At 71.2% G+C, this 19,063-nt stretch carries 28 protein-coding genes and 8 pseudogenes; 26 read left to right on the top strand and 10 right to left on the bottom strand.

The window, feature by feature from the left end; genetic code table 11:
- The first annotated feature begins 219 nt into the window (after positions 1-219).
- From rplN to truA, 24 genes and pseudogenes are all read left to right on the top strand, one after another.
- Positions 220-588 carry a 50S ribosomal protein L14 gene (rplN, locus tag U6N30_RS25130; RefSeq protein WP_089336470.1) on the top strand — a complete coding sequence of 123 codons (369 nt, stop codon included), beginning with the start codon at positions 220-222 and terminating at the stop codon, positions 586-588.
- A gap of 2 nt (positions 589-590) precedes the next feature.
- Positions 591-950, top strand: a complete 360-nt coding sequence (gene rplX, locus U6N30_RS25125) for a 50S ribosomal protein L24 (protein ID WP_479690550.1) — start codon at positions 591-593, stop codon at positions 948-950.
- A gap of 5 nt (positions 951-955) precedes the next feature.
- A complete protein-coding gene (gene rplE, locus U6N30_RS25120; protein ID WP_324274417.1) occupies positions 956-1,540 on the top strand; it encodes a 50S ribosomal protein L5 in 585 nt (194 codons plus the stop codon).
- 17 nt (positions 1,541-1,557) lie between these two features.
- A pseudogene (locus U6N30_RS25115) lies at positions 1,558-1,742 on the top strand (type Z 30S ribosomal protein S14).
- Between the two features lie 130 nt (positions 1,743-1,872).
- Positions 1,873-2,283: a 30S ribosomal protein S8 gene (gene rpsH, locus U6N30_RS25110; protein ID WP_324274416.1), complete on the top strand. Its 411-nt coding sequence runs from the start codon at positions 1,873-1,875 to the stop codon at positions 2,281-2,283.
- Positions 2,284-2,298: 15 nt separating this feature from the next.
- Positions 2,299-2,838, top strand: a complete 540-nt coding sequence (rplF, locus tag U6N30_RS25105; RefSeq protein WP_324274415.1) for a 50S ribosomal protein L6 — start codon at positions 2,299-2,301, stop codon at positions 2,836-2,838.
- Positions 2,838-3,260, top strand: coding sequence for a 50S ribosomal protein L18 (gene rplR / locus U6N30_RS25100; protein WP_324274414.1), 423 nt, complete (start codon positions 2,838-2,840; stop codon positions 3,258-3,260). The genes rplF and rplR overlap by 1 nt, the downstream gene beginning before the upstream one ends.
- Before the next feature lie 195 nt (positions 3,261-3,455).
- Positions 3,456-3,805, top strand: a pseudogene (locus U6N30_RS34575) (30S ribosomal protein S5); the annotation flags it as partial.
- Between the two features lie 127 nt (positions 3,806-3,932).
- Positions 3,933-4,112, top strand: a complete 180-nt coding sequence (rpmD, locus tag U6N30_RS25090) for a 50S ribosomal protein L30 (RefSeq protein ID WP_324274413.1) — start codon at positions 3,933-3,935, stop codon at positions 4,110-4,112.
- A 13-nt stretch (positions 4,113-4,125) separates the two neighbouring features.
- The gene (gene rplO / locus U6N30_RS25085) at positions 4,126-4,569 is read left to right on the top strand and encodes a 50S ribosomal protein L15 (protein WP_324274412.1); all 444 of its coding nucleotides are present in this window, start codon (positions 4,126-4,128) and stop codon (positions 4,567-4,569) included.
- Positions 4,570-4,700: 131 nt separating this feature from the next.
- Positions 4,701-5,495 carry a preprotein translocase subunit SecY gene (locus tag U6N30_RS35770; RefSeq protein WP_479690549.1) on the top strand — a complete coding sequence of 265 codons (795 nt, stop codon included), beginning with the start codon at positions 4,701-4,703 and terminating at the stop codon, positions 5,493-5,495.
- A 2-nt stretch (positions 5,496-5,497) separates the two neighbouring features.
- A complete protein-coding gene (locus U6N30_RS35765; RefSeq protein WP_479690548.1) occupies positions 5,498-6,010 on the top strand; it encodes a preprotein translocase subunit SecY in 513 nt (170 codons plus the stop codon).
- Positions 6,010-6,249 (top strand): annotated as a pseudogene (locus U6N30_RS35760) (nucleoside monophosphate kinase); the annotation flags it as partial. The gene U6N30_RS35765 and the pseudogene U6N30_RS35760, both read left to right, overlap by 1 nt.
- Positions 6,236-6,613: a nucleoside monophosphate kinase gene (locus U6N30_RS35755; protein WP_324278459.1), complete on the top strand. Its 378-nt coding sequence runs from the start codon at positions 6,236-6,238 to the stop codon at positions 6,611-6,613. The pseudogene U6N30_RS35760 and the gene U6N30_RS35755, both read left to right, overlap by 14 nt.
- A 17-nt stretch (positions 6,614-6,630) precedes the next feature.
- Complete coding sequence (map, locus tag U6N30_RS25065) at positions 6,631-7,305, top strand: type I methionyl aminopeptidase (protein ID WP_324278458.1); 675 nt, start codon at positions 6,631-6,633, stop codon at positions 7,303-7,305.
- The gene (locus tag U6N30_RS25060; protein ID WP_324274411.1) at positions 7,269-7,487 is read left to right on the top strand and encodes a hypothetical protein; all 219 of its coding nucleotides are present in this window, start codon (positions 7,269-7,271) and stop codon (positions 7,485-7,487) included. The genes map and U6N30_RS25060 overlap by 37 nt, the downstream gene beginning before the upstream one ends.
- A gap of 297 nt (positions 7,488-7,784) precedes the next feature.
- Positions 7,785-8,006 carry a translation initiation factor IF-1 gene (gene infA / locus U6N30_RS25055; protein ID WP_012950459.1) on the top strand — a complete coding sequence of 74 codons (222 nt, stop codon included), beginning with the start codon at positions 7,785-7,787 and terminating at the stop codon, positions 8,004-8,006.
- Between the two features lie 71 nt (positions 8,007-8,077).
- Positions 8,078-8,191, top strand: coding sequence for a 50S ribosomal protein L36 (rpmJ, locus tag U6N30_RS25050; RefSeq protein WP_012950458.1), 114 nt, complete (start codon positions 8,078-8,080; stop codon positions 8,189-8,191).
- A 15-nt stretch (positions 8,192-8,206) separates the two neighbouring features.
- Entirely contained in the window at positions 8,207-8,587 is a 381-nt protein-coding gene (rpsM, locus tag U6N30_RS25045; RefSeq protein ID WP_324274410.1) for a 30S ribosomal protein S13, read from the top strand.
- Positions 8,588-8,695: 108 nt separating this feature from the next.
- Positions 8,696-9,102 (top strand): annotated as a pseudogene (rpsK, locus tag U6N30_RS25040) (30S ribosomal protein S11).
- Between the two features lie 35 nt (positions 9,103-9,137).
- Positions 9,138-9,764 carry a 30S ribosomal protein S4 gene (gene rpsD / locus U6N30_RS25035; protein WP_092194948.1) on the top strand — a complete coding sequence of 209 codons (627 nt, stop codon included), beginning with the start codon at positions 9,138-9,140 and terminating at the stop codon, positions 9,762-9,764.
- Positions 9,650-10,927: a DNA-directed RNA polymerase subunit alpha gene (locus U6N30_RS25030; protein ID WP_479690547.1), complete on the top strand. Its 1,278-nt coding sequence runs from the start codon at positions 9,650-9,652 to the stop codon at positions 10,925-10,927. The genes rpsD and U6N30_RS25030 overlap by 115 nt, the downstream gene beginning before the upstream one ends.
- A 197-nt stretch (positions 10,928-11,124) precedes the next feature.
- Positions 11,125-11,817, top strand: coding sequence for a 50S ribosomal protein L17 (rplQ, locus tag U6N30_RS35750; RefSeq protein ID WP_479690546.1), 693 nt, complete (start codon positions 11,125-11,127; stop codon positions 11,815-11,817).
- 61 nt (positions 11,818-11,878) lie between these two features.
- Positions 11,879-12,583 carry a tRNA pseudouridine(38-40) synthase TruA gene (gene truA, locus U6N30_RS25020; protein WP_324278457.1) on the top strand — a complete coding sequence of 235 codons (705 nt, stop codon included), beginning with the start codon at positions 11,879-11,881 and terminating at the stop codon, positions 12,581-12,583.
- A gap of 54 nt (positions 12,584-12,637) precedes the next feature.
- Here truA and U6N30_RS25015 read toward each other — a convergent pair whose 3' ends face one another.
- The 5 genes and pseudogenes from U6N30_RS25015 to mobA form a co-directional block, all read right to left on the bottom strand.
- Positions 12,638-12,931, bottom strand: a complete 294-nt coding sequence (locus tag U6N30_RS25015; protein ID WP_324274409.1) for an NAD(P)H-binding protein — start codon at positions 12,929-12,931, stop codon at positions 12,638-12,640.
- A 32-nt stretch (positions 12,932-12,963) separates the two neighbouring features.
- Positions 12,964-13,320, bottom strand: a pseudogene (locus U6N30_RS25010) (NAD(P)H-binding protein); the annotation flags it as partial.
- Positions 13,321-13,369: 49 nt separating this feature from the next.
- A complete protein-coding gene (locus tag U6N30_RS25005; protein WP_324274408.1) occupies positions 13,370-13,504 on the bottom strand; it encodes an AMIN-like domain-containing (lipo)protein in 135 nt (44 codons plus the stop codon).
- 35 nt (positions 13,505-13,539) lie between these two features.
- Positions 13,540-13,959, bottom strand: a pseudogene (locus U6N30_RS34565) (AMIN-like domain-containing (lipo)protein); the annotation flags it as partial.
- 37 nt (positions 13,960-13,996) lie between these two features.
- A pseudogene (gene mobA / locus U6N30_RS25000) lies at positions 13,997-14,652 on the bottom strand (molybdenum cofactor guanylyltransferase).
- A 65-nt stretch (positions 14,653-14,717) separates the two neighbouring features.
- On the opposite strand from mobA, the gene fdhD reads away from it, so the two are divergent.
- Positions 14,718-15,548, top strand: coding sequence for a formate dehydrogenase accessory sulfurtransferase FdhD (gene fdhD / locus U6N30_RS24990; RefSeq protein WP_324274405.1), 831 nt, complete (start codon positions 14,718-14,720; stop codon positions 15,546-15,548).
- Positions 15,549-15,556: 8 nt separating this feature from the next.
- On the opposite strand, the gene U6N30_RS24985 is transcribed toward fdhD, so the two are convergent.
- The 5 genes and pseudogenes from U6N30_RS24985 to U6N30_RS24965 all read right to left on the bottom strand — a co-directional run.
- Positions 15,557-15,889, bottom strand: a complete 333-nt coding sequence (locus U6N30_RS24985) for a VOC family protein (protein WP_324274404.1) — start codon at positions 15,887-15,889, stop codon at positions 15,557-15,559.
- 60 nt (positions 15,890-15,949) lie between these two features.
- Positions 15,950-16,423: a MogA/MoaB family molybdenum cofactor biosynthesis protein gene (locus U6N30_RS24980; RefSeq protein WP_324274403.1), complete on the bottom strand. Its 474-nt coding sequence runs from the start codon at positions 16,421-16,423 to the stop codon at positions 15,950-15,952.
- 28 nt (positions 16,424-16,451) lie between these two features.
- A complete protein-coding gene (gene moaC, locus U6N30_RS24975) occupies positions 16,452-16,940 on the bottom strand; it encodes a cyclic pyranopterin monophosphate synthase MoaC (RefSeq protein WP_324274402.1) in 489 nt (162 codons plus the stop codon).
- Positions 16,941-17,091: 151 nt separating this feature from the next.
- Positions 17,092-17,235 (bottom strand): hypothetical protein, encoded by a 144-nt coding sequence (locus U6N30_RS24970; protein ID WP_324274401.1) that lies wholly within the window; start codon positions 17,233-17,235, stop codon positions 17,092-17,094.
- A 176-nt stretch (positions 17,236-17,411) separates the two neighbouring features.
- A pseudogene (locus U6N30_RS24965) lies at positions 17,412-18,257 on the bottom strand (molybdopterin molybdotransferase MoeA); the annotation flags it as partial.
- A 144-nt stretch (positions 18,258-18,401) separates the two neighbouring features.
- Here U6N30_RS24965 and U6N30_RS24960 point away from each other — a divergent pair.
- Positions 18,402-18,782 (top strand): beta-class carbonic anhydrase, encoded by a 381-nt coding sequence (locus U6N30_RS24960; RefSeq protein WP_324274400.1) that lies wholly within the window; start codon positions 18,402-18,404, stop codon positions 18,780-18,782.
- Positions 18,783-19,063: the final 281 nt, after the last annotated feature.

The raw sequence follows: 19,063 nt of genomic DNA, 5'->3' as shown, positions 1-19,063 counted from the left end.
GCAAGCCCCCGCACGACGCGGTTCTCCGGGGCCGTGGCACACGACCAGAGCGGTACGCGTACTCTGGACGACTGGCGCGGCCCCGGGCGCGCGCCGCATCCCGGTACCCGTGCTCCGTACGCACCGGCGGCGCTCGCCGCCGGTGCGTCGGCACGGGTGTCGGACAGCCGGTTCACCGATCCGGCCCGGCTGTCACCACAAGATTTTGGGAGTAGGGACGTGATCCAGCAGGAGTCGCGGCTGCGAGTCGCCGACAACACCGGTGCGAAGGAGATCCTCTGCATCCGGGTGCTCGGCGGTTCCGGGCGACGCTACGCGGGCATCGGCGACATCATCGTCGGCACCGTGAAGGACGCGCTGCCCGGTGCCGGCGTGAAGAAGGGCGACGTCGTCAAGGCCGTCATCGTCCGCACCGTCAAGGAGCGCCGTCGTCCGGATGGCTCCTACATCCGCTTCGACGAGAACGCCGCGGTGATCATCCGCGACAGCGGCGACCCGCGCGGTACGCGCATCTTCGGCCCGGTGGGCCGCGAGCTCCGCGACAAGCGCTTCATGCGGATCATCTCGCTCGCACCGGAGGTGCTGTGATCATGGCTGCCAACAACAGCGGTACCAGCAAGGCCAAGGCGCCGTCCATGAAGGTCAAGAAGGGCGACACGGTCGTCGTCCTGGCCGGCAAGGACAAGGGCGCGAAGGGTCGCGTCATCGCCGCCTTCCCGAAGGTCCAGCGCGTCCTGGTCGAGGGCGTCGGGCGCGTGAAGAAGCACACCGCCATCAGCTCGAGCCAGCGCGGCGCCCAGCAGGGCGGGATCGTCACGCAGGAAGCCCCCATCCACGTGAGCAACGTGATGGTGGTCGACTCCGAGGACAAGCCCACCCGTGTCGGGTACCGCAAGGACGACAACGGCCGCAGCGTCCGCGTCTCGCGGCGAACCGGTAAGGACCTCTGAACGTCATGAGCGCACCCACCCGCGAGCTGCCCCGCATGCTCGCCCACTACCGCGAGACCATCGCGCCGGCCCTGCAGTCGGAGTTCAACTTCGAGAACGTCATGCAGATCCCACGCCTGACGAAGATCGTCGTCAACATGGGCGTCGGCGAGGCCACCCGCGACGCGAAGCTGATGGACGGCGCCGTCCGTGACCTCACCGCCATCACCGGCCAGAAGCCGGCCGTGGTGCGGGCCCGCAAGTCCATCGCGCAGTTCAAGCTGCGCGAGGGCATGCCGATCGGCGCCAAGGTCACCCTGCGCGGCGACCGCATGTGGGAGTTCCTGGACCGCCTGCTGTCCCTGGCCCTGCCGCGTATCCGCGACTTCCGCGGCCTGAACCCCAAGCAGTTCGACGGCCACGGCAACTACACCTTCGGCCTCAACGAGCAGTCGATGTTCCGCGAGATCGACGTCGACAAGATCGACCGGCAGCGCGGCATGGACATCACCCTGGTCACCACCGCGACGAACGACGAGGAGGGTCGCGAGCTGCTCCGCCAGCTCGGGTTCCCCTTCGCCGGCCAGCCCGTCGTGACCACCATCCGCTGAGCCGGTAGGAGACAACCATGGCCAAGAAGGCTCTGATCAACAAGGCGGCCCGCAAGCCGAAGTTCGCGGTCCGCGGGTACACCCGCTGCCAGCGATGCGGTCGTCCCCACTCCGTCTTCCGCAAGTTCGGCCTGTGCCGGATCTGCCTGCGGGAGATGGCGCACGCAGGGAACTCCCGGGCGTTCGCAAGTCCAGCTGGTAAGACGCTCCACCGGCCCGGGCACCCGAAGCCCGGGCCGCACCACGAAGCACCACTGATCGCCGACAGGCCCAGCGCCAAGTCTCCGAGACCCAGCGCACGAGGAACCGCGGCGAGAGAGGCACCACACACCATGACGATGACCGACCCGATCGCGGACATGCTGACGCGGCTGCGGAACGCCAACCAGGCGTACCACGACGCCGCGGTCATGCCGTCCTCGAAGCTCAAGACGCACATCGCGGAGATCCTCCAGCAGGAGGGCTACATCGCCGGCTGGAACGTCAGCGACGTCGAGCGGGACGGCAGCACCTTCAAGCAGCTGCAGATCGACCTGAAGTACGGCCCCAACCGTGAGCGCAGCATCGCCGGCGTCCGGCGCGTGTCGAAGCCCGGTCTGCGGGTGTACGCGAAGTCCACGGCGCTGCCCAAGGTGCTCGGTGGCCTCGGCGTCGCGATCATCTCGACGTCGACCGGGCTGCTGACCGACAAGCAGGCGAACAAGAAGGGCGTGGGTGGGGAAGTCCTCGCCTACGTCTGGTAAGGGAGCGAACTTTCAATGTCACGGATCGGACGTCTCCCCATCGCCGTGCCGAGCGGTGTGGACATCGCCATCGACGGTCAGACGGTCAACGTCAAGGGCCCGAAGGGCTCGCTGACCCACACGGTCGCCGCGCCCATCACGGTGGAGCGCGACGAGGACGGCACGCTGCGCGTGCAGCGTCCCAACGACGAGCGCCAGAACCGCGCCCTCCACGGGCTGTCGCGGACGCTCATCGCCAACATGATCACCGGCGTCACCGAGGGGTACACCAAGACCCTCGAGATCGTCGGTGTCGGCTACCGCGTCCAGGCGCGCGGCTCGGACCTCGAGTTCGCCCTGGGCTTCAGCCACCCGGTGCCGGTGAAGGCTCCCGAGGGGATCTCCTTCGCCGTCGAATCCCCCACCCGCCTGCGGGTGACCGGGATCGACAAGCAGCAGGTCGGCGAGGTCGCCGCCAAGATCCGCAAGATCCGCAAGCCCGACCCGTACAAGGGCAAGGGCGTGCGGTACCAGGGCGAGGTCGTCAAGCGCAAGGTCGGGAAGACGGGTAAGTAATGGCTACCGCAACCACACCCCAGAGCGGGAAGACCGCCGGCGGCCACAAGCCCGTCGGCACCGACATCAGCACGGCACGCCGCGTCTCGCGGCTGCGCCGTCACAACCGCCTCCGCAAGCGCGTCGCCGGTACGGCCGAGCGGCCGCGCCTGGCGGTCAAGCGTTCGTCGCGGCACATCCACGTCCAGCTGGTCGACGACACCGTCGGCCGCACGCTGGCCAGCGCCTCGACGATGGACGCCGGCCTGCGCGGTGCCGAGGGCAACAAGTCCGCCCTGGCGCGCCAGGTGGGAGCGCTCATCGCCGATCGCGCGAAGGCCGCCGGCATCTCCGCCGTCGTCTTCGACCGTGGTGGCAACCGGTACGCCGGCCGCATCGCCGCGCTCGCCGACGGCGCCCGCGAGGGCGGGCTGGACTTCTGATGACCAGCACCGCGAACACCGTGCAGAAGCAGATCGAGAGGGACGTCTGATGCCAGGACCACAGCGACGCGGCGGTGGCGCCGGTGGCGCCGGCGGCGGCAACGACCGCCGCGACCGTCGTGACGGCGGTCGGGGCCCCGGGGCGCGCCCGCCGAGAAGAGCAACTACATCGAGCGCGTCGTCGCGATCAACCGCGTGTCGAAGGTCGTCAAGGGTGGTCGGCGCTTCAGCTTCACCGCCCTGGTGATCGTCGGCGACGGCGACGGCAAGGTCGGCGTGGGTTACGGCAAGGCCAAGGAGGTGCCCGCGGCCATCGCCAAGGGCGTCGAGGAGGCCAAGAAGCACTTCTACGCCGTGCCGCGCATCGCCAGCACCATCCCGCACCCCGTGCAGGGTGAGGCGGCCGCCGGTGTCGTGCTCCTCAAGCCGGCCAGCCCGGGTACCGGTGTCATCGCCGGTGGTCCGGTGCGTGCCGTGCTCGAGTGCGCCGGCATCCATGACGTGCTCCGAAGAGCCTCGGGTCCTCGAACCCGATCAACATCGTGCACGCCACGATGCAGGCGCTGAAGGACCTCGTCCGCCCCGAGGAGATCGCGGCCCGCCGCGGTCTGCCCCTGGAGGACGTGGCCCCGGCCGCCATGCTCCGTGCCCGTGCCGGTCAGGGAGTCTGAGATGGCACAGCTCAAGGTGACCCAGGTCAAGTCGGGCATCGGGCGCAAGAAGAACCAGCGCGACACGCTGCGTTCGCTCGGCCTGAAGCGGATCCACGACTCGGTCGTGCAGGAGGACCGTCCCGAGATCCGCGGGATGGTCGCGACGGTGCCGCACCTCGTGCGCGTCGAAGAAGTTTGAGGGATGACACACCATGACTCTTAAGGTCCACCACCTGCGTCCCGCCCCGGGCGCCCACACCGCCAAGACGCGAGTCGGCCGCGGTGAGGGCTCCAAGGGCAAGACGGCCGGTCGCGGCACCAAGGGCACCGGCGCGCGTGGGAACACGCACGCCCGGTTCGAGGGTGGGCAGACCCCGCTGCACATGCGGCTGCCCAAGCTCTCCGGCTTCAAGAGCCCGAACAAGGTCGTCTTCCAGGTCGTCAACCTCGACCGGATCGCGGCGCTGTTCCCGCAGGGCGGTCCGGTCACCCCGGACACGCTGGCGGAGGCCGGTGCCGTCCGTCGGGGCCAGCCCGTGAAGGTGCTGGGCACCGGCGAGCTCGGCGGCGTCACGGTCGACGTGCAGGCGCACGCCTTCTCCGCGTCCGCCGCCGAGAAGATCGGCGCGGCCGGGGGCAGTACCACCCGCATCTGAAAGTAGAAGGACCCCTCCTCCCCACCCCTCGCAGGCTCGGGGCGGGACCCGGGAGGGGGCCTTTGCTGCCTGGCGCGCGCGATTCCGCGTGGGCCGGTTGCTAACCTCACTCGACCGATCAGGGAGGGCACGTGCTGCAGGCGTTCGCCGCGGCGTTCCGGACGCCAGACCTCCGGCGCAAGCTGCTGTTCTCCCTGGCGATCATCGCCGTCTACCGGCTGGGTGCCGCGATCCCCGGACCGGGTGTGGACGTCCAGGCGATCAACAACTGTCTCGAGCAGGCGCAGGCCTCCGACCAGCGCGACCTCTACTCCCTGGTGAACCTGTTCTCCGGCGGTGCGTTGCTGCGGCTGAGCGTCTTCGCGCTCGGGATCATGCCGTACATCACCGCGAGCATCATCGTGCAGCTGCTGGTCGTGGTGATCCCGCGGTTCGAACAGCTGAAGAAGGAAGGGCAGTCTGGTCAGGCGAAGCTGACCCAGTACACCCGCTACCTGACGATCGCCCTGGCCGTGCTGCAGAGCACGGGCATCATCGCGCTGGCGCGCAGCGGCCAGCTGTTCCCCGGCTGTTCCGACAACATCATCGCCTCGGACTCGGTCTGGTCGACCGTCATCCTGGTGATCACCCTGACCGCCGGCACCGCACTCATCATGTGGCTGGGCGAGCTGCTCACCGAGAAGGGGATCGGCAACGGCATGTCCGTGCTGATCTTCACCTCGATCGCCGCGCGGATCCCGGCCGAGGGCGGGGCGATCCTGCAGACCCGTGGCGTCGTCGTCTTCGCCGTCGTCTGTGCTTTCGCGCTGCTGATCATCGGTGCGGTCGTCTACGTCGAGCAGGCCCAGCGCCGCATCCCGGTGCAGTACGCCAAGCGCATGGTCGGCCGCCGGATGTACGGGGCACGTCCACCTACCTGCCGCTGAAGGTGAACCAGGCCGGCGTCATCCCGGTCATCTTCGCGTCGTCGCTGCTCTACCTGCCCCAGCTGCTCACCCAGCTGCAGGGCAATGAGACCGGCGGCGTCCGGCAGTTCTTCGAGACCTACATCATCGACCAGAGCAGCCCCGTCCACATCGCATTCTTCTTCGGCCTGATCGTGTTCTTCACGTACTTCTACGTGTCGATCACGTTCAACCCGGAGGAACGGGCCGACGACATGAAGCGCTACGGCGGCTTCATCCCCGGCATCCGGCCCGGGCGGCCGACTGCGGAGTACCTGCAGTACGTACTGTCCCGGATCACCCTGCCGGGATCGCTCTACCTGGGGACGGTGGCCGTGCTGCCGAACTTCTTCCTCTCCATCACGCAGGAGGGGCAGAACCAGAACTTCCCGTTCGGTGGGGTGGCGGTGCTGATCATGGTCGGAGTGGGGTTGGAGACGGTGAAGCAGATCGAGACGCAGCTGAACCAGCGCAACTACGAAGGGTTCCTGAAGTAGTGCGCATCGTTCTCCTGGGCCCTCCCGGAGCGGGCAAGGGCACCCAGGCGCAGATCATCGCCGGCAAGCTCGGCGTCCCCGCCATCTCCACCGGTGACATCTTCCGGGCCAACGTCAGCGGGAAGACCGAGCTCGGCCTGAAGGTGAAGGCCTACCTGGACGCCGGAGACCTCGTCCCCGACGAGATCACGGTGGCGATGGTGAAGGGGCGGCTGGCCGAGGTCGATGCGGCAGCCGGGTTCCTGCTCGACGGCTTCCCCGGTCGATCCCCAGGCGGAGCAGCTCCGGGAGTCGCTCGCCGAGCTCGGGCACGGACTGGACCGGGTGCTCGAGCTCGTCGTCGACGAGGAGGAGCTCGTCCGACGCCTCTCGGGTCGGCGCATGCTCGTCGACGGCCAGATGGTGCAGCGCGACGACGACAAGCCCGACACCGTCCGGCACCGGCTGAAGGTCTACCGGGACCAGACCGAGCCGCTGTCGGGGTTCTACGAGGCCGACGGTCTCCTGGTGCGCATCGACGCGATCGGCGAGATCGACGAGGTCACCGGCCGCGCTCTGGACGCTCTGGGCGTGGCAGACCCCGGGCAGCCGAGCGACGGCTGACGGACGGCGGCGCCGCCATGTCGGACGGGATCCTCAGCCGCCTGCCGCTGCTCGCGAAGTGGAGTGGACGCATGATCCAGATCAAGACACCGCACGAGATCGAGCTCATGCGGGCCTCCGGCCTCATCACCGCCGGCGCGCTGGCCGCGGTGAGGGCCGCCGTGCGGCCCGGCGTCAGCACCGGGGACCTCGACGCGGTCGCCGAGGACTACATCCGCTCCCACGGGGCGGTGCCGAACTTCCTCGGCTACCACGGGTTCACCGGAACCATCTGCGCCTCGATCAACGAGGAGATCGTGCACGGCATCCCGAACCCTGATCGCCGCCTGGCGGAGGGCGACAACATCTCCATCGACTGCGGGGCCATCCTGCAGGGCTGGCACAGCGACTCGGCCATCACGGTGACGGTGGGGGAGCCGTCCGCCGAGGACGCCGCTCTGCTCGAGGTCACCGAACGCTCCATGTGGGCCGGCCTGGCGAAGGCGGTCGCCGGCGGTCGATTGACCGACATCAGTCACGCCGTCGAGCAGACCATCACGGCCGAGTCGCATCCCTACGGCATCGTGGACCACTACGGCGGCCACGGCATCGGGACGGAGATGCACCAGGACCCGCACGTGCTCAACTACGGCCGGCCCGGCCGGGGCCGAAGCTGGTGCCCGGGCTGGTCCTGGCGATCGAGCCGATGGTGACCGTGGGAGATCCGGCGACAGTCGAACTGGACGACGGCTGGACCGTGGTCACCAAGGACGGTTCACGTGCCGCGCACTTCGAGCACTCCGTCGCCATCACCCCTGAGGGTCCGTGGGTCCTGACGGCGGCGGACGGCGGCGTCGCCGGACTCGCACCCTTCGGCGTCACACCTCGCACCTAGCGGCCCCCGCACGGTCCCGCCGCGGCCCCGCGAGGGGCAGGGGCGGGGAAGTCCTTCCGCTGTGACGAGGCCATGACGGTGGTCACCACAGGGCGGGTTGGTGACGGGTGGGGCGCCAAGGTACAGTGGCCGATGGCGTTCGCGCCGTCCCGTCGCCGTGCTGTGGCCGCACGACCCGGGACGCCCTCGCGAGAGCGTCTGCACCACCTGTTCTGCAATCACCGAGCACGTCCGGCGGGGTTCCCCTGTGGGCGAGCACGGACAACGGACCACCGAGTCGAGGAGCGCGTGTAGGGAATGGCGAAGAAGGACGGGGCCATCGAGGTCGAAGGTCGTGTCGTCGAGCCGCTGCCCAACGCGATGTTCCGGGTCGAGCTGCAGAACGGGCACCGGGTGCTCGCCCACATCAGCGGCAAGATGCGCCAGCACTACATCCGCATCCTGCCCGAGGACCGCGTGGTCGTGGAGCTCTCGCCCTACGACCTGACCCGCGGTCGCATCGTCTACCGCTACAAGTAACCGCTCGGCCCGCGCCTGCCCACCGGCAGCACCGCGGCCGGCACACGATCGAGGAATGAGGGGCGGCACCGGTGAAGGTCCAGCCGTCGGTGAAGAAGATCTGCGACAAGTGCAAGGTGATCCGCCGGCACGGCCGGGTCATGGTCATCTGCGACAACGCCCGGCACAAGCAGCGCCAGGGCTGAGGGAGTACTCCGAACATGGCACGACTGGCCGGCGTAGACCTGCCCCGCGAGAAGCGGATGGAGGTCGCGCTCACCTACATCTATGGCATCGGCAAGGCCCACGCCAAGGAGACCCTGGCCGCGACGGGCGTCAGCCCGGACCTGCGCGTCAAGGACCTCGGCGACGAGGACCTGCTGAAGCTCCGCGACTACATCGACGAGCACTTCCGCGTCGAAGGTGACCTGCGCCGCGAGGTGGCTGGCGACATCCGCCGCAAGGTGGAGATCGGCTGCTACCAGGGTCTGCGTCACCGCCGTGGACTCCCCGTCCACGGACAGCGCACCAAGACCAACGCGCGCTCGAGCAAGGGCCCGCGCAAGACCATCGCCGGCAAGAAGAAGGCCGGCAAGAAGTAAGCCGCGCGTGCACCGTCACGGCGACCCGTGAGGGCGGGAGTGACGGTGCGCGGCGGGCTGCCTCTGGCAGCACCCCAGGCCATAGCAACTGAAGGAAACCGGAGAGACATGCCTCCCAGGGCTCGCACCGCGGCTGGTGCCAAGAAGGTCCGCCGCAAGGAGAAGAAGAACGTCGCCCACGGCGCCGCGCACATCAAGAGCACGTTCAACAACACGATCGTGTCGATCACCGACCCGAACGGGAACGTGATCAGCTGGGCCTCCGCCGGTCACGTCGGCTTCAAGGGCTCGCGCAAGTCCACGCCGTTCGCGGCGCAGATGGCTGCCGAGAACGCCGCGCGCAAGGCGCAGGAGCACGGCATGCGCAAGGTCGACGTCTTCGTGAAGGGCCCTGGCTCCGGCCGCGAGACGGCCATCCGCTCCCTGCAGGCCACCGGCCTCGAGGTCGGGCAGATCCAGGACGTGACGCCGCAGCCGCACAACGGCTGCCGCCCCAGAAGCGCCGCCGGGTCTGACCGGTCACTGACGAGACGAAACAGGAGTATTTGACGTGGCCCGTTACACCGGAGCCGATTGCCGCCTCTGCCGGCGCGAGAAGATGAAGCTGTTCCTCAAGGGCAGCAAGTGCGAGTCCCCGAAGTGCCCGATCGAGATCCGGCCCTACCCGCCGGGTGAGCACGGCCGTGGCCGCACCAAGGACAGCGAGTACCTGCTCCAGCTCCGCGAGAAGCAGAAGGCCCGCCGTATCTACGGCGTGCTGGAGAAGCAGTTCCGCGGGTACTACGAAGAGGCCAACCGCAAGACCGGCAAGACCGGTGAGGTCCTCCTCCAGATCCTGGAGTCGCGGCTGGACAACGTGGTCTACCGGGCCGGCTTCGCCGAGTCCCGCGACATGGCTCGCCAGCTGGTGCGCCACGGCCACATCCGGGTGAACGGCCGCAAGGTCGACATCCCGTCCTACCGGGTCAGCGAGAACGACATCATCGAGGTCGCGGAGAAGTCGCGCACGATGCTGCCGTTCGAGATCGCCCAGGCCCGTGCCGGCGAGCGACCCGTCCCGGCGTGGCTCGAGGTCATCAGCAGCCAGCTGCGCGTGCTCGTGCACAGCATCCCGGCCCGCCAGGTGATCGACACCCCGGTCCAGGAGCAGCTGATCGTGGAGCTCTACTCCAAGTAGCAGCAGGACGGCGGGGCGGGCGGACAGATGTCCGCCCCGCCGGCACCACCCCTCACGGCGTCATATGGCGGTCGCCGGAGGACCTGAAGGAGAACCACCATGCTCATCGCACAGCGCCCCACCCTCACCGAGGAGACCATCACCGAGTCGCGCTCGCGGTTCGTGATCGAGCCCTCGAGCCAGGTTTCGGCTACACCCTCGGCAACTCCCTGCGCCGCACGCTCCTCTCCTCGATCCCCGGCGCTGCTGTCACCAGCATCCGGATCGAGGGCACCCTGCACGAGTTCACGACCGTGCCGGGCGTCAAGGAGGACGTCACCGAGATCATCCTGAACCTCAAGGGCCTGGTCGTCAGCTCCGACTCCGACGAGCCGGTGACGATGTACCTGCGCAAGCAGGGCCCCGGTGAGGTCACCGCCGCCGACATCGCGCCGCCGGCCGGTGTCGAGGTGCACAACCCCGACCTGCACATCGCCACGCTGAACGGCAAGGGTCGCCTCGAGGTCGAGCTGGTCGTCGAGCGGGGCCGTGGCTACGTGCCGGCGCCGCAGAACAAGCAGCCCGGTCAGGAGATCGGTCGGATCCCCGTCGACTCGATCTACTCGCCGGTCCTCAAGGTCACGTACGCCGTCGAGGCCACCCGCGTCGAGCAGCGCACCGACTTCGACCGCCTGGTCGTCGACGTCGAGACCAAGCCCTCGATCGCCCCGCGCGACGCCATCGCGTCCGCCGGGTCGACCCTGGTGGAGCTGTTCGGCCTGCTGCGCGAGCTGAACGTCGACGCCGAGGGCATCGAGGTCGGGCCCAGCCCGGCCGAGGCCGCCGACATCGCGAACTTCTCGATGCCGATCGAGGACATGGACCTCACGGTCCGGTCCTACAACTGCCTCAAGCGCGAGGGCGTGCACACCGTCGGTGAGCTCGTCACCCGCTCCGAGGCCGACCTCCTCGACATCCGCAACTTCGGGGCCAAGTCGATCGACGAGGTCAAGATGAAGCTGGCGGCCATGGGCCTCGCGCTCAAGGACAGCCCGCCCGGGTTCATCCCGACCTCGATCGAGAGCTACGACGAGGGCTACGAGACCGACGCCTACCAGGGAACGCCCGAGTACGCCGACGTCGAGTACAGCGAGACCTCCTACCAGGAGACCGAGCAGCTCTGATCCGGTGCGCGCCGGACGGCGGGTCCACCCGCCGTCCGGCGCCCCGTTCCGGGCATCCACACTGAACGACGCAGCACCACGAGGACGCAGCACCACAAGGACGCAGCCGGCACCCCTCCGGCCGCCTGAGGAAGGACCGACATGCCCACCCCCACCAAGGGCCCCCGTCTCGGCGGGTCCCCGCGCACGAGCGGCTGATGCTGGCCAACCTGGCCACCTCGCTGTTCGAGCACGGGCGGATCACGACCACCGAGACCAAGGCGAAGCGCCTGCGTCCCCTGGCCGAGAAGCTGGTGACCTTCGCCAAGCGCGGTGACCTGCACGCCCGTCGCCAGGTCATGACGACCATCCGGGACAAGGACGTCGTCCACACCCTCTTCGCCGAGATCGGTCCTCGTTACGAGAACCGCCCCGGTGGCTACACGCGGATCACCAAGGTCGGGCCCCGCAAGGGCGACAACGCCCCCATGGCGGTCATCGAGCTGGTCGAGGCGCTGACCGTCGGCCAGCAGGCCGTCGGCGAGGCCGAGCGGGCGCGTGGCACGACGTTCGCCGCCGGTGCCGGGGCGTCTGCCGCGTCCGGTGAGGTCACCGCGGACGCCGTCGACTCCGCCGATTCCGCCGATTCCGCCGATTCGGCTGACTCTGCGGACAGCCCCGACGAGATCGTCACCGACGTGTTCGTGCCCGACGGCGAGCGCCAGGACGACGGCGACGTCGACCGCGAGCCGACCGCCGAGAACGGCGTCGTCGTCGAGGGGACAACGTCTCCCGGAGCTGGCCGACGCTGCCGCGGCGGAGCTCAATGCAGCGGAGACCCAGGACGCCGCCACCGAGAGCCTGAAGGCTCCCGGCGGCGAGGCTGCGCCCGACCCCAAGTAAGACCCTGACGCACCAGTACGTCCCGGACGAGCCCGTTCCCCCTCGGGGGACGGGCTCGTCCGTCTTCGGCTGGACGTCTCCTACGACGGCGCCGCACTGCACGGCTGGGCGCGCCAGCCCGGTCAGCGGACCGTCCAGGGCGACCTCGAGCAGGCGCTGGCCATGGTGCTGCGGGTCCCCGTCGACCTCACGGTGGCCGGCCGCACCGATGCGGGCGTGCACGCCACCGGCCAGGTGGCGCACTGCGACGTGCCGCGGCCTGTGTGGGAGGAGCACCGGCAGCGCCTCGTCCGTCGGCTGCGCGGGGTGCTGTCCCCGGACATCGCCGTCCGGGCGGTGGCCGAGACCTCCCCGGACTTCGACGCGCGCTTCAGCGCGCTCGGCCGGCACTACGTCTACCGGCTGACCGACGATGCTGCGGGGCCACCACCCCTGCGCCGCGCCGACACGGTGGGCTGGCCCCGCAGGCTGGACGACGCAGCGATGACCGAGGCCGCGGGACTCCTGCTCGGCGAGCACGACTTCGCGGCGTTCTGCCGCCGCCGCGAGGGCGCGACGACGATCCGGACGCTGCTGGCACTGGACGTCGTCCGCAGCGGCCCCCTCATCAAGGTGTTCGCGTCGGCCGACGCGTTCTGCCACTCGATGGTGCGCAGCCTCGTCGGCGCGCTGACCACCGTCGGCGAGGGCCGCCGCCCACCGGAGTGGCCGGCCGCCCTGTTCGCGCGCACGGAGCGCGCCGGCGAGGTGCCGGTCGCGCCGGCCGGGGACTGACCCTGGTGCGGGTCGACTACCCCGTCGACGAGGAGCTGGCTGCCCGCGCCCTGATCACGCGGGCCCGGCGCGCCTGAGCGCTGCCGGAACGGCTTCCTCGACCGGAGCCGGTCCCGCGACCACCTCGAGGACCGCGTCGTCGGAGCCGCTGTCCAACAGGGCCACGAGCACCGCGGCGACGTCGTCCCGCGGGATGCTGCCCCGGTCGACCGACCGCCCGAGGGTCACCTGCCCGGTACCCGGCTCGTCGGTGAGGCCACCCGGTCGCAGGACCGTCGTCCGCAGGGCGGGGCGGCCCAGGAGGTCCTCCTCCGCGGCCAGCTTGGCCCGGAGATAGGTGAGGAACACGTCGTCCAGACCTTCGGGCCGGGCGCCGTCGGCGACGGAGTCGACCCCATCGAGGAGACGAGCAGGTACCGCGCGACGCCCGCCTGCTCGGCTGCGTCGGCCAGCAGCACGGCGGCGCCGCGGTCGACGGTGTCCTTGCGGGCCGCACCGCTGCCCGGGCCTGCCCCGGCGGCGAACACCACGGCGTCCGCTCCGGTGACGACGGCCGCGACCTCGTGGACCGTCGCCGACTCGAGGTCGAGGACCGTGGGCTCCATCCCGTCGGCGCGCACGTCGTGCTCGTGGTCGGGGTTGCGGACGATGCCGACGACGGTGTCGCCGCGGGCGGACAGGAGACGGCCGAGGCGGCGGGCGATCTGCCCGTGGGCGCCGGCGAGGACGATGCGCATGTCGATCGCCCTACCCCGATGGGACTCCCCGGCACACGGTCGGCTCGGCTCAGCCCTCGATGGCGACGACGATCCGGCCCGGATCGGTCAGCGCCTCGACGGTGAACGGGCGCTCGCCCCCGCGCACCCCGATGAGCACCTCCTCGTAGCCATCTCCCGTGCCGGTGGCCCGGGCCTCGGCCACCGGTCCGACGGAGATCGAGGACCGGGACGACCCCTGCCCTCGGTCGACGCGTTGCTGCGGACGCGCACGCGCAGAAAGGCATCGCCCGCGACGTCGACCGGGCTCCCGTCCGGGCCGGTCGCCTCGGAGTACGCGACGGACCACTCGGGCACGCCGCTCCCACTGAGGTTCACCACCACCTGCGCCGAGGAGTCGTCGCTCCGGACGGAGAAGCCGGTGACCCGCGAACCGGCAGGGGTGTCGTCGCCTCCTCCGGGCGTGGCGGGGCCGGACCTGTCGGCGGCGTCGGGGGCCGGCTCGCCGGGTTGCGGGTCGGACGGCGGCGACGGCACGGGCGAGCTCGACGACGGCGGGGTGGGGGTCGTCCCTGGGCTGGCCACGCCGTGCACCTCCTGTGAGCAGGCGGCCAGGAGCAGCCCTGCCGACAGCACGGCGGCACCTCGGCGGCTGTGCATCACGTCCTCCTCTGGCGGTCCGCCGGAACCTAACCGCTCAACCGGGCTCGTGGGGAGCCTGGAAGCGTGGGAGGAGGCTGGGCGGTTCCTGGACCCCGGGGCGCGGCGGGGCGGGTTCCGGTGGCGATCCCGGCGTCAGGTGGCCGTCGGCGATGGCCCGCGCCCGCGCGAGGTCGGCCGGGGTGTCGCAGTCCAGCCACGGCGGCGGATCCCCGGGGCGGACGTCGGGCCGCCACCGGCGGACCGAGATCGTCCCCAGCACCCGGCGCAGCGACGTCGGACCCTGGACGCGCGCCGTCGCATCCCGCAGCGCCGTCGTCCGCCAGGCACCCAGCAGGTACTGGTCGCGCCCGGTGTCGTCGACGACCAGGACGCCGTCGCCGGTGAGGCGCTCCCGCAGGCCGCGCACCAGCTCGGCCGTCAGGAAGGGCAGGTCCCCGGCCAGGACGACCACCACGTCCGTGTCGACCTCGGCCAGGCCGGCCTGCACGGCCGCGACCGGGCCACCGCCGGGCGGCTGCTCGCGGACGAGCAGCACGTCGGGCGGTACGGGTTGAGGGGCCCCACCACGATGCGCCGTTCGGCGTCGGCGACGGCGACGAGCACGCTCGCCAGGATCGGGCGGCCGCCGACGATCAGCTGCGGCTTCGCCTGACCGCCGAGCCGGGCGGCCCGGCCACCGGCGAGGACCACGGCCGTGACAGCGGGCGTCGGGTCCACCGCGTCACCGTAGAGCGGAACATGGGTACCGTCCTCTCGTGGGACGAGTCACCAGCCGGACGCCGGTGCTGCGCATCCGCGGAGCGCAGCACAGCACCCGGCCCGACACCGTGGCCGCCGAGGAGCCGCTGGAGATCCGGCTGGTCGGCACGCCGCTGGCGGTCACGATGCGCACGCCGGGCGATGACTTCGACCTCGTGCACGGGTTCCTCGCCACCGAGGGCGTCATCAGCGGACCCGACGACGTGGCGGGCCTGCGCTACTGCGACTCCGTGGACGCCGAGGGCCGCAACACCTACAACGTCGTGGACGTCGACCTCGCCCCCGGCGTGCCCATCCCCGACACCGGCCTGGAGCGGAACTTCTACACCTCCAGCTCGTGCGGGGTCTGCGGCAAGGCCAGCATCGACGCGATCCGAACGAAGACCTCCTACGACGTCGCCGCGGACGCGGGGCGGGTACCGCTCGAGGTGCTCCTGGCCCTGCCGGACCGGCTGCGCGCCGAGCAGCAGGTGTTCGAGAAGACCGGCGGGCTGCACGCCGCGGGCCTGTTCACCGCGGCTGGCGAGCTCGGCGCGCTGAGGGAGGACGTCGGCCGGCACAACGCCGTCGACAAGGTCGTCGGTGACGGCGTCCGGGCGGGCCGGCTGCCGCTGGCCGGGCACGTGCTGATGGTGAGCGGCCGGGCCAGCTTCGAGCTGACCCAGAAGGCCGCCATGGCCGGCATCCCGGTGCTGGCAGCGGTGTCCGCGCCGTCGTCGCTCGCGGTCGAGCTGGCCCGCGAGGTGGGCATCACGCTGGTCGGGTTCCTGCGCGGCGACGGCTGCAACGTCTACACCCACACCGAGCGGATCGTCCTGCCCGAGTAGGTGGGTCCTCAGTAGACGAGGCAGAACGGGTGGCCGGCGGGGTCGGCGTACACACGGAAGCCCGTGCCCTGCTCGCCACGCAGCAATCGGGCCCCGAGGCGGAGCACGGCGTCCTGGGCCGCCTCGACGTCGTCGACCCGGATGTCGAGGTGCTCGTGCTGGGGGCGGTCCGGGTCGGGCCAGCTCGGTGGCGTGTAGTCCGGATCGCGCTGGAAGGCCAGCTCCCGCAATCCCGGCTCGCGGCCGATGACCACCCAGTCGTCGTCGTCCTCGGTGACCCGCATGCCGAGCACCTCGGCGTAGAAGGCCCCGAGCGCCTGCGGGTCGGGGCAGTCGAGCACCGTCTTCCGAGGCGTCCGATCACGCGCCCAGGATGATCCCGACGGCAGTGACGTGCCAGGTCAGGCGGGCGGGTGGTCGCCGCCGCGGAGCTGGCTGACCACGTGCGGGAGCAGGGGCCCCAGGACGGCGAGCCCGTCCTTCACCCCGCCGGTCGAGCCCGGCAGGTTGACGATCAGCGTGCGCCCGGCGGTCCCGGCCAGGCCGCGGGAGAGCACCGCCGTCGGGACGCCGTTGCCCGCCCCGTACCGGCGCACCGCCTCGGCGATGCCGGGCGCCTCGCGCTCCAGCATCGCCCGCGTCGCCTCCGGCGTGACGTCGGTGGGGGAGAGGCCGGTGCCGCCGGTGGTGAGGACGACGTCGAAGCTCGCGTCGACCGCCGCCCGCAGCACCGCCTCGAGCTCGGCGGCGTCGTCCGGCCGGACGTGTGGTCCCTCGACGTCGAAGCCGAGCCGTTCCAAACCCTCGGCCAGCGCCTTCCCGCTGCGGTCCTCGTAGACGCCGGCGTAGGCGCGGTTGGAGGCCGTGAGCACCATCGCGCGGGCGTCGGGGGCAGCTGGGCGGTCACCGCGTCCACTCCCCGCTCTTCCCGCCGGACTTGTGCAGCAGCCGGACATCGGCGATGCAGGCCCGGGGGTCGACCGCCTTCACCATGTCGATCATCGTGAGGCCGGCGACGGCCACGGAGGTCAGCGCCTCCATCTCGACCCCCGTGCGGTCGGCGGTGCGGGCCGTGGCCGTGATGTCGACGCCGTCGTCGGTGACCTCGATGTCGACGGTGACGCCGTGCAGCGCGATCGGATGGCACAGCGGAACCAGGTCCGGCGTCCGCTTGGCCCCCGCGATGCCCGCGATGCGGGCGACGGCGACCGCGTCGCCCTTCGGGACGCCCCGCCCGCGCAGCAGGTCGACGACCTCCGCGCTGACCAGCACCCGTCCGGCCGCGGTCGCCTCCCGCGCGGTGACCGCCTTCGCGCTGACGTCCACCATCCGGGCGGCGCCGGTCTCGTCCACGTGCGTGAGCCGCGCCCCGCCGTCGGATTGCTGGGTCATGATGCTCCTCCTGTTCGGCTCCGCGCTCGCTCCGCTCCTCGGTCCATGCCCGGCGGCGCCTCCGCGGTCGCTCCGCTCCTCGCTCGTTCGTCGCTGCGATGCTCACTCCCTGTCGGCGCCGGCCTCGCTGCGATGCTCACTCGCTGTCGCCTCACTGGAGCGCTCCTTCGATCAGCACGACGTCGACCTCGGCGCCGGCAGGCAGTTCGGTGACGTCCTGGGGGACGACGACCAGGCAGTTGGCGCGGGCGAGGTGCGCCACGAGGTGGGAGCCGGGCCCGCCGACCTGCGACACCTCTCCGCCGTCGAACCGGCCGCGCAGGAACTGACGACGGCCGGCGGGGAGCGCAGCGGACCGGTCAGCCGCGCCGGGACGTGGAGGCGGTCGGGGTGGGTGTAGCCCATGGCCCGCCGCAGGGCCGGGCGGACGAACACCTCGAAGGAGACGAACGCGCTGACCGGGTTGCCGGGCAGCGTCACCACCGGGACGCCGTCCACCGTCCCGGCGCCCTGCGGGCCGCCCGGCTGCATCGGCACCTTCACGAACTCCACGGTGCCGAGCTCGCGGAAGGCGTCCTTGACCACCTCGTAGGCGCCGGCGCTCACCCCGCCGCTGGTGATCAGCAGGTCGGCGCCCGCCACCTCGGCCCGGACGGTGGCGAGGAACTGCTCGACGTCGTCGGGGACGAAGTGCAGTCGCCGGGCCACGCCACCCGCGTCCTCGACCGCGGCGACCAGCACCTGGGAGTTGGACTCGTAGATTTGCCCCGGTAGCAGCGCCTGCCCGGGGGCGACGAGCTCGCTGCCCGTCGACAGGACGAGCACCCGGGGCCGCCGGCGCACGGGCAGGGTGGTGACCCCGACGGCCGCGGCGAGGCCCAGCTGGGCGGCACCCAGCGGGCTGCCGGCCTGCAGGGCCACCGCTCCCTCGGCGATGTCCTCCCCGGCCGCGCGCAGGTGCGTGCCGGCGGCGGGGCAGTCGCGGATCTCGACGACGTCGGTGCCCCCGTCGGTGAGCTCCACGGGGACGACGACGTCAGCGCCCGCCGGCAGCGGGGCCCCGGTCATGATCCGCTGCACGGTGCCGGGCGCCAGCGGGACGACGTCGGTCCGGCCGGCCGGGATGTCCTCGGCGACCGGCAGCGTCACGGGCGTCCCTGACACCTCCGCCCAGCGCGCGGCGTAGCCGTCCATCGCAGAGTTGTCGAAGCCCGGCAGCGCGACCGCGGCGGCGACGTCGCGGGCGAGCACCCTGCCGTGCGCCGCGGCGAGGCCGACCTCCTCCTCCGGCAACAGGGGCAGCAGGGCGGCGACCACTGACTGGTGTTCCTCGACCGTGCGCACGGGTCCATCCTGTCCGATCACTCGGGCACGGGCTCAGGACGTGCTCCGGATAGGGTCCCGGCTGCGAGACCGCAGGGTGGGCCCAGACGGAGGTGCAGGGTGTCGGAGATCGACCGGATGCTGACCGCGAACGAGCAGTGGGCGGCCCGCTTCCCCGGCAGCAAGCCCGTGCGCCCGGCCCGCGAGGTCGCGATCGTGGCCTGCATGGACTCCCGCATCCCGCTGTTCGGCGTGCTGGGCCTCGAGGTCGGCGACGCGCACGTCATCCGCAACGCCGGTGGCGTCATCACCGAGGACGTCATGCGCTCGCTGACGATCTCCCAGCACCTGCTGGGCACGCGCGAGATCCTCCTCGTGCACCACACCGAGTGCGGGCTCCAGTCCACCGACGACGTCTCCTTCGCCGATGTCGTGGAGCAGGCGACCGGCCGTCGCCCGCCGTGGCGGCGCGCGCCTTCACCGACGTTGACGACGACGTCCGGGAGTCCATCCGGCTGATCCGGGAGAGTCCGTACCTGCTCTCCCGCGAGGTCCGCGGAACGGTCTACGACGTCGAGACAGGACGCCTGCGCGAGGTCGGCTGAACTCGCCCCGCCCGGTCACCAGCTTCAGCGGTCAGAGGTCGAGGCACCCGTAGAGCCGGAGCCCGTGGGCGGGGGCGTACCGCGCGAGGGATCACGCAGGTGACCTTCCCCGGTCGACGGCCCGCGCGCGATGGCCTGGCCGGTCGACTGCGCCGGAAGGGGCAGACGCGCAGGCTGGTATCGTGCCCGGTTGGC

The sequence above is a fragment of the Blastococcus brunescens genome (assembly GCF_035320885.1).
GTDB classification, from domain to species: domain Bacteria; phylum Actinomycetota; class Actinomycetes; order Mycobacteriales; family Geodermatophilaceae; genus Blastococcus_B; species Blastococcus_B brunescens.
This window is presented reverse-complemented; position numbering and strand designations above follow the sequence as displayed.

Excerpts from the sequence above, each read along its gene's own strand:
- rplX (WP_479690550.1), top strand. The coding sequence starts at position 591 with ATGGCTGCCAACAACAGCGGTACCAGCAAGGCCAAGGCGCCGTCCATG.
- rplE (WP_324274417.1), top strand. The coding sequence starts at position 956 with ATGAGCGCACCCACCCGCGAGCTGCCCCGCATGCTCGCCCACTACCGC.
- rpsH (WP_324274416.1), top strand. The coding sequence starts at position 1,873 with ATGACGATGACCGACCCGATCGCGGACATGCTGACGCGGCTGCGGAAC.
- rplF (WP_324274415.1), top strand. The coding sequence starts at position 2,299 with ATGTCACGGATCGGACGTCTCCCCATCGCCGTGCCGAGCGGTGTGGAC.
- rplR (WP_324274414.1), top strand. The coding sequence starts at position 2,838 with ATGGCTACCGCAACCACACCCCAGAGCGGGAAGACCGCCGGCGGCCAC.
- rpmD (WP_324274413.1), top strand. The coding sequence starts at position 3,933 with ATGGCACAGCTCAAGGTGACCCAGGTCAAGTCGGGCATCGGGCGCAAG.
- rplO (WP_324274412.1), top strand. The coding sequence starts at position 4,126 with ATGACTCTTAAGGTCCACCACCTGCGTCCCGCCCCGGGCGCCCACACC.
- U6N30_RS35755 (WP_324278459.1), top strand. The coding sequence starts at position 6,236 with ATGCGGCAGCCGGGTTCCTGCTCGACGGCTTCCCCGGTCGATCCCCAG.
- map (WP_324278458.1), top strand. The coding sequence starts at position 6,631 with ATGTCGGACGGGATCCTCAGCCGCCTGCCGCTGCTCGCGAAGTGGAGT.
- infA (WP_012950459.1), top strand. The coding sequence starts at position 7,785 with ATGGCGAAGAAGGACGGGGCCATCGAGGTCGAAGGTCGTGTCGTCGAG.
- rpsM (WP_324274410.1), top strand. The coding sequence starts at position 8,207 with ATGGCACGACTGGCCGGCGTAGACCTGCCCCGCGAGAAGCGGATGGAG.
- rplQ (WP_479690546.1), top strand. The coding sequence starts at position 11,125 with ATGCTGGCCAACCTGGCCACCTCGCTGTTCGAGCACGGGCGGATCACG.
- U6N30_RS24980 (WP_324274403.1), bottom strand. The coding sequence starts at position 16,423 with ATGGTGCTCACGGCCTCCAACCGCGCCTACGCCGGCGTCTACGAGGAC.
- moaC (WP_324274402.1), bottom strand. The coding sequence starts at position 16,940 with ATGACCCAGCAATCCGACGGCGGGGCGCGGCTCACGCACGTGGACGAG.
- U6N30_RS24960 (WP_324274400.1), top strand. The coding sequence starts at position 18,402 with ATGCTGACCGCGAACGAGCAGTGGGCGGCCCGCTTCCCCGGCAGCAAG.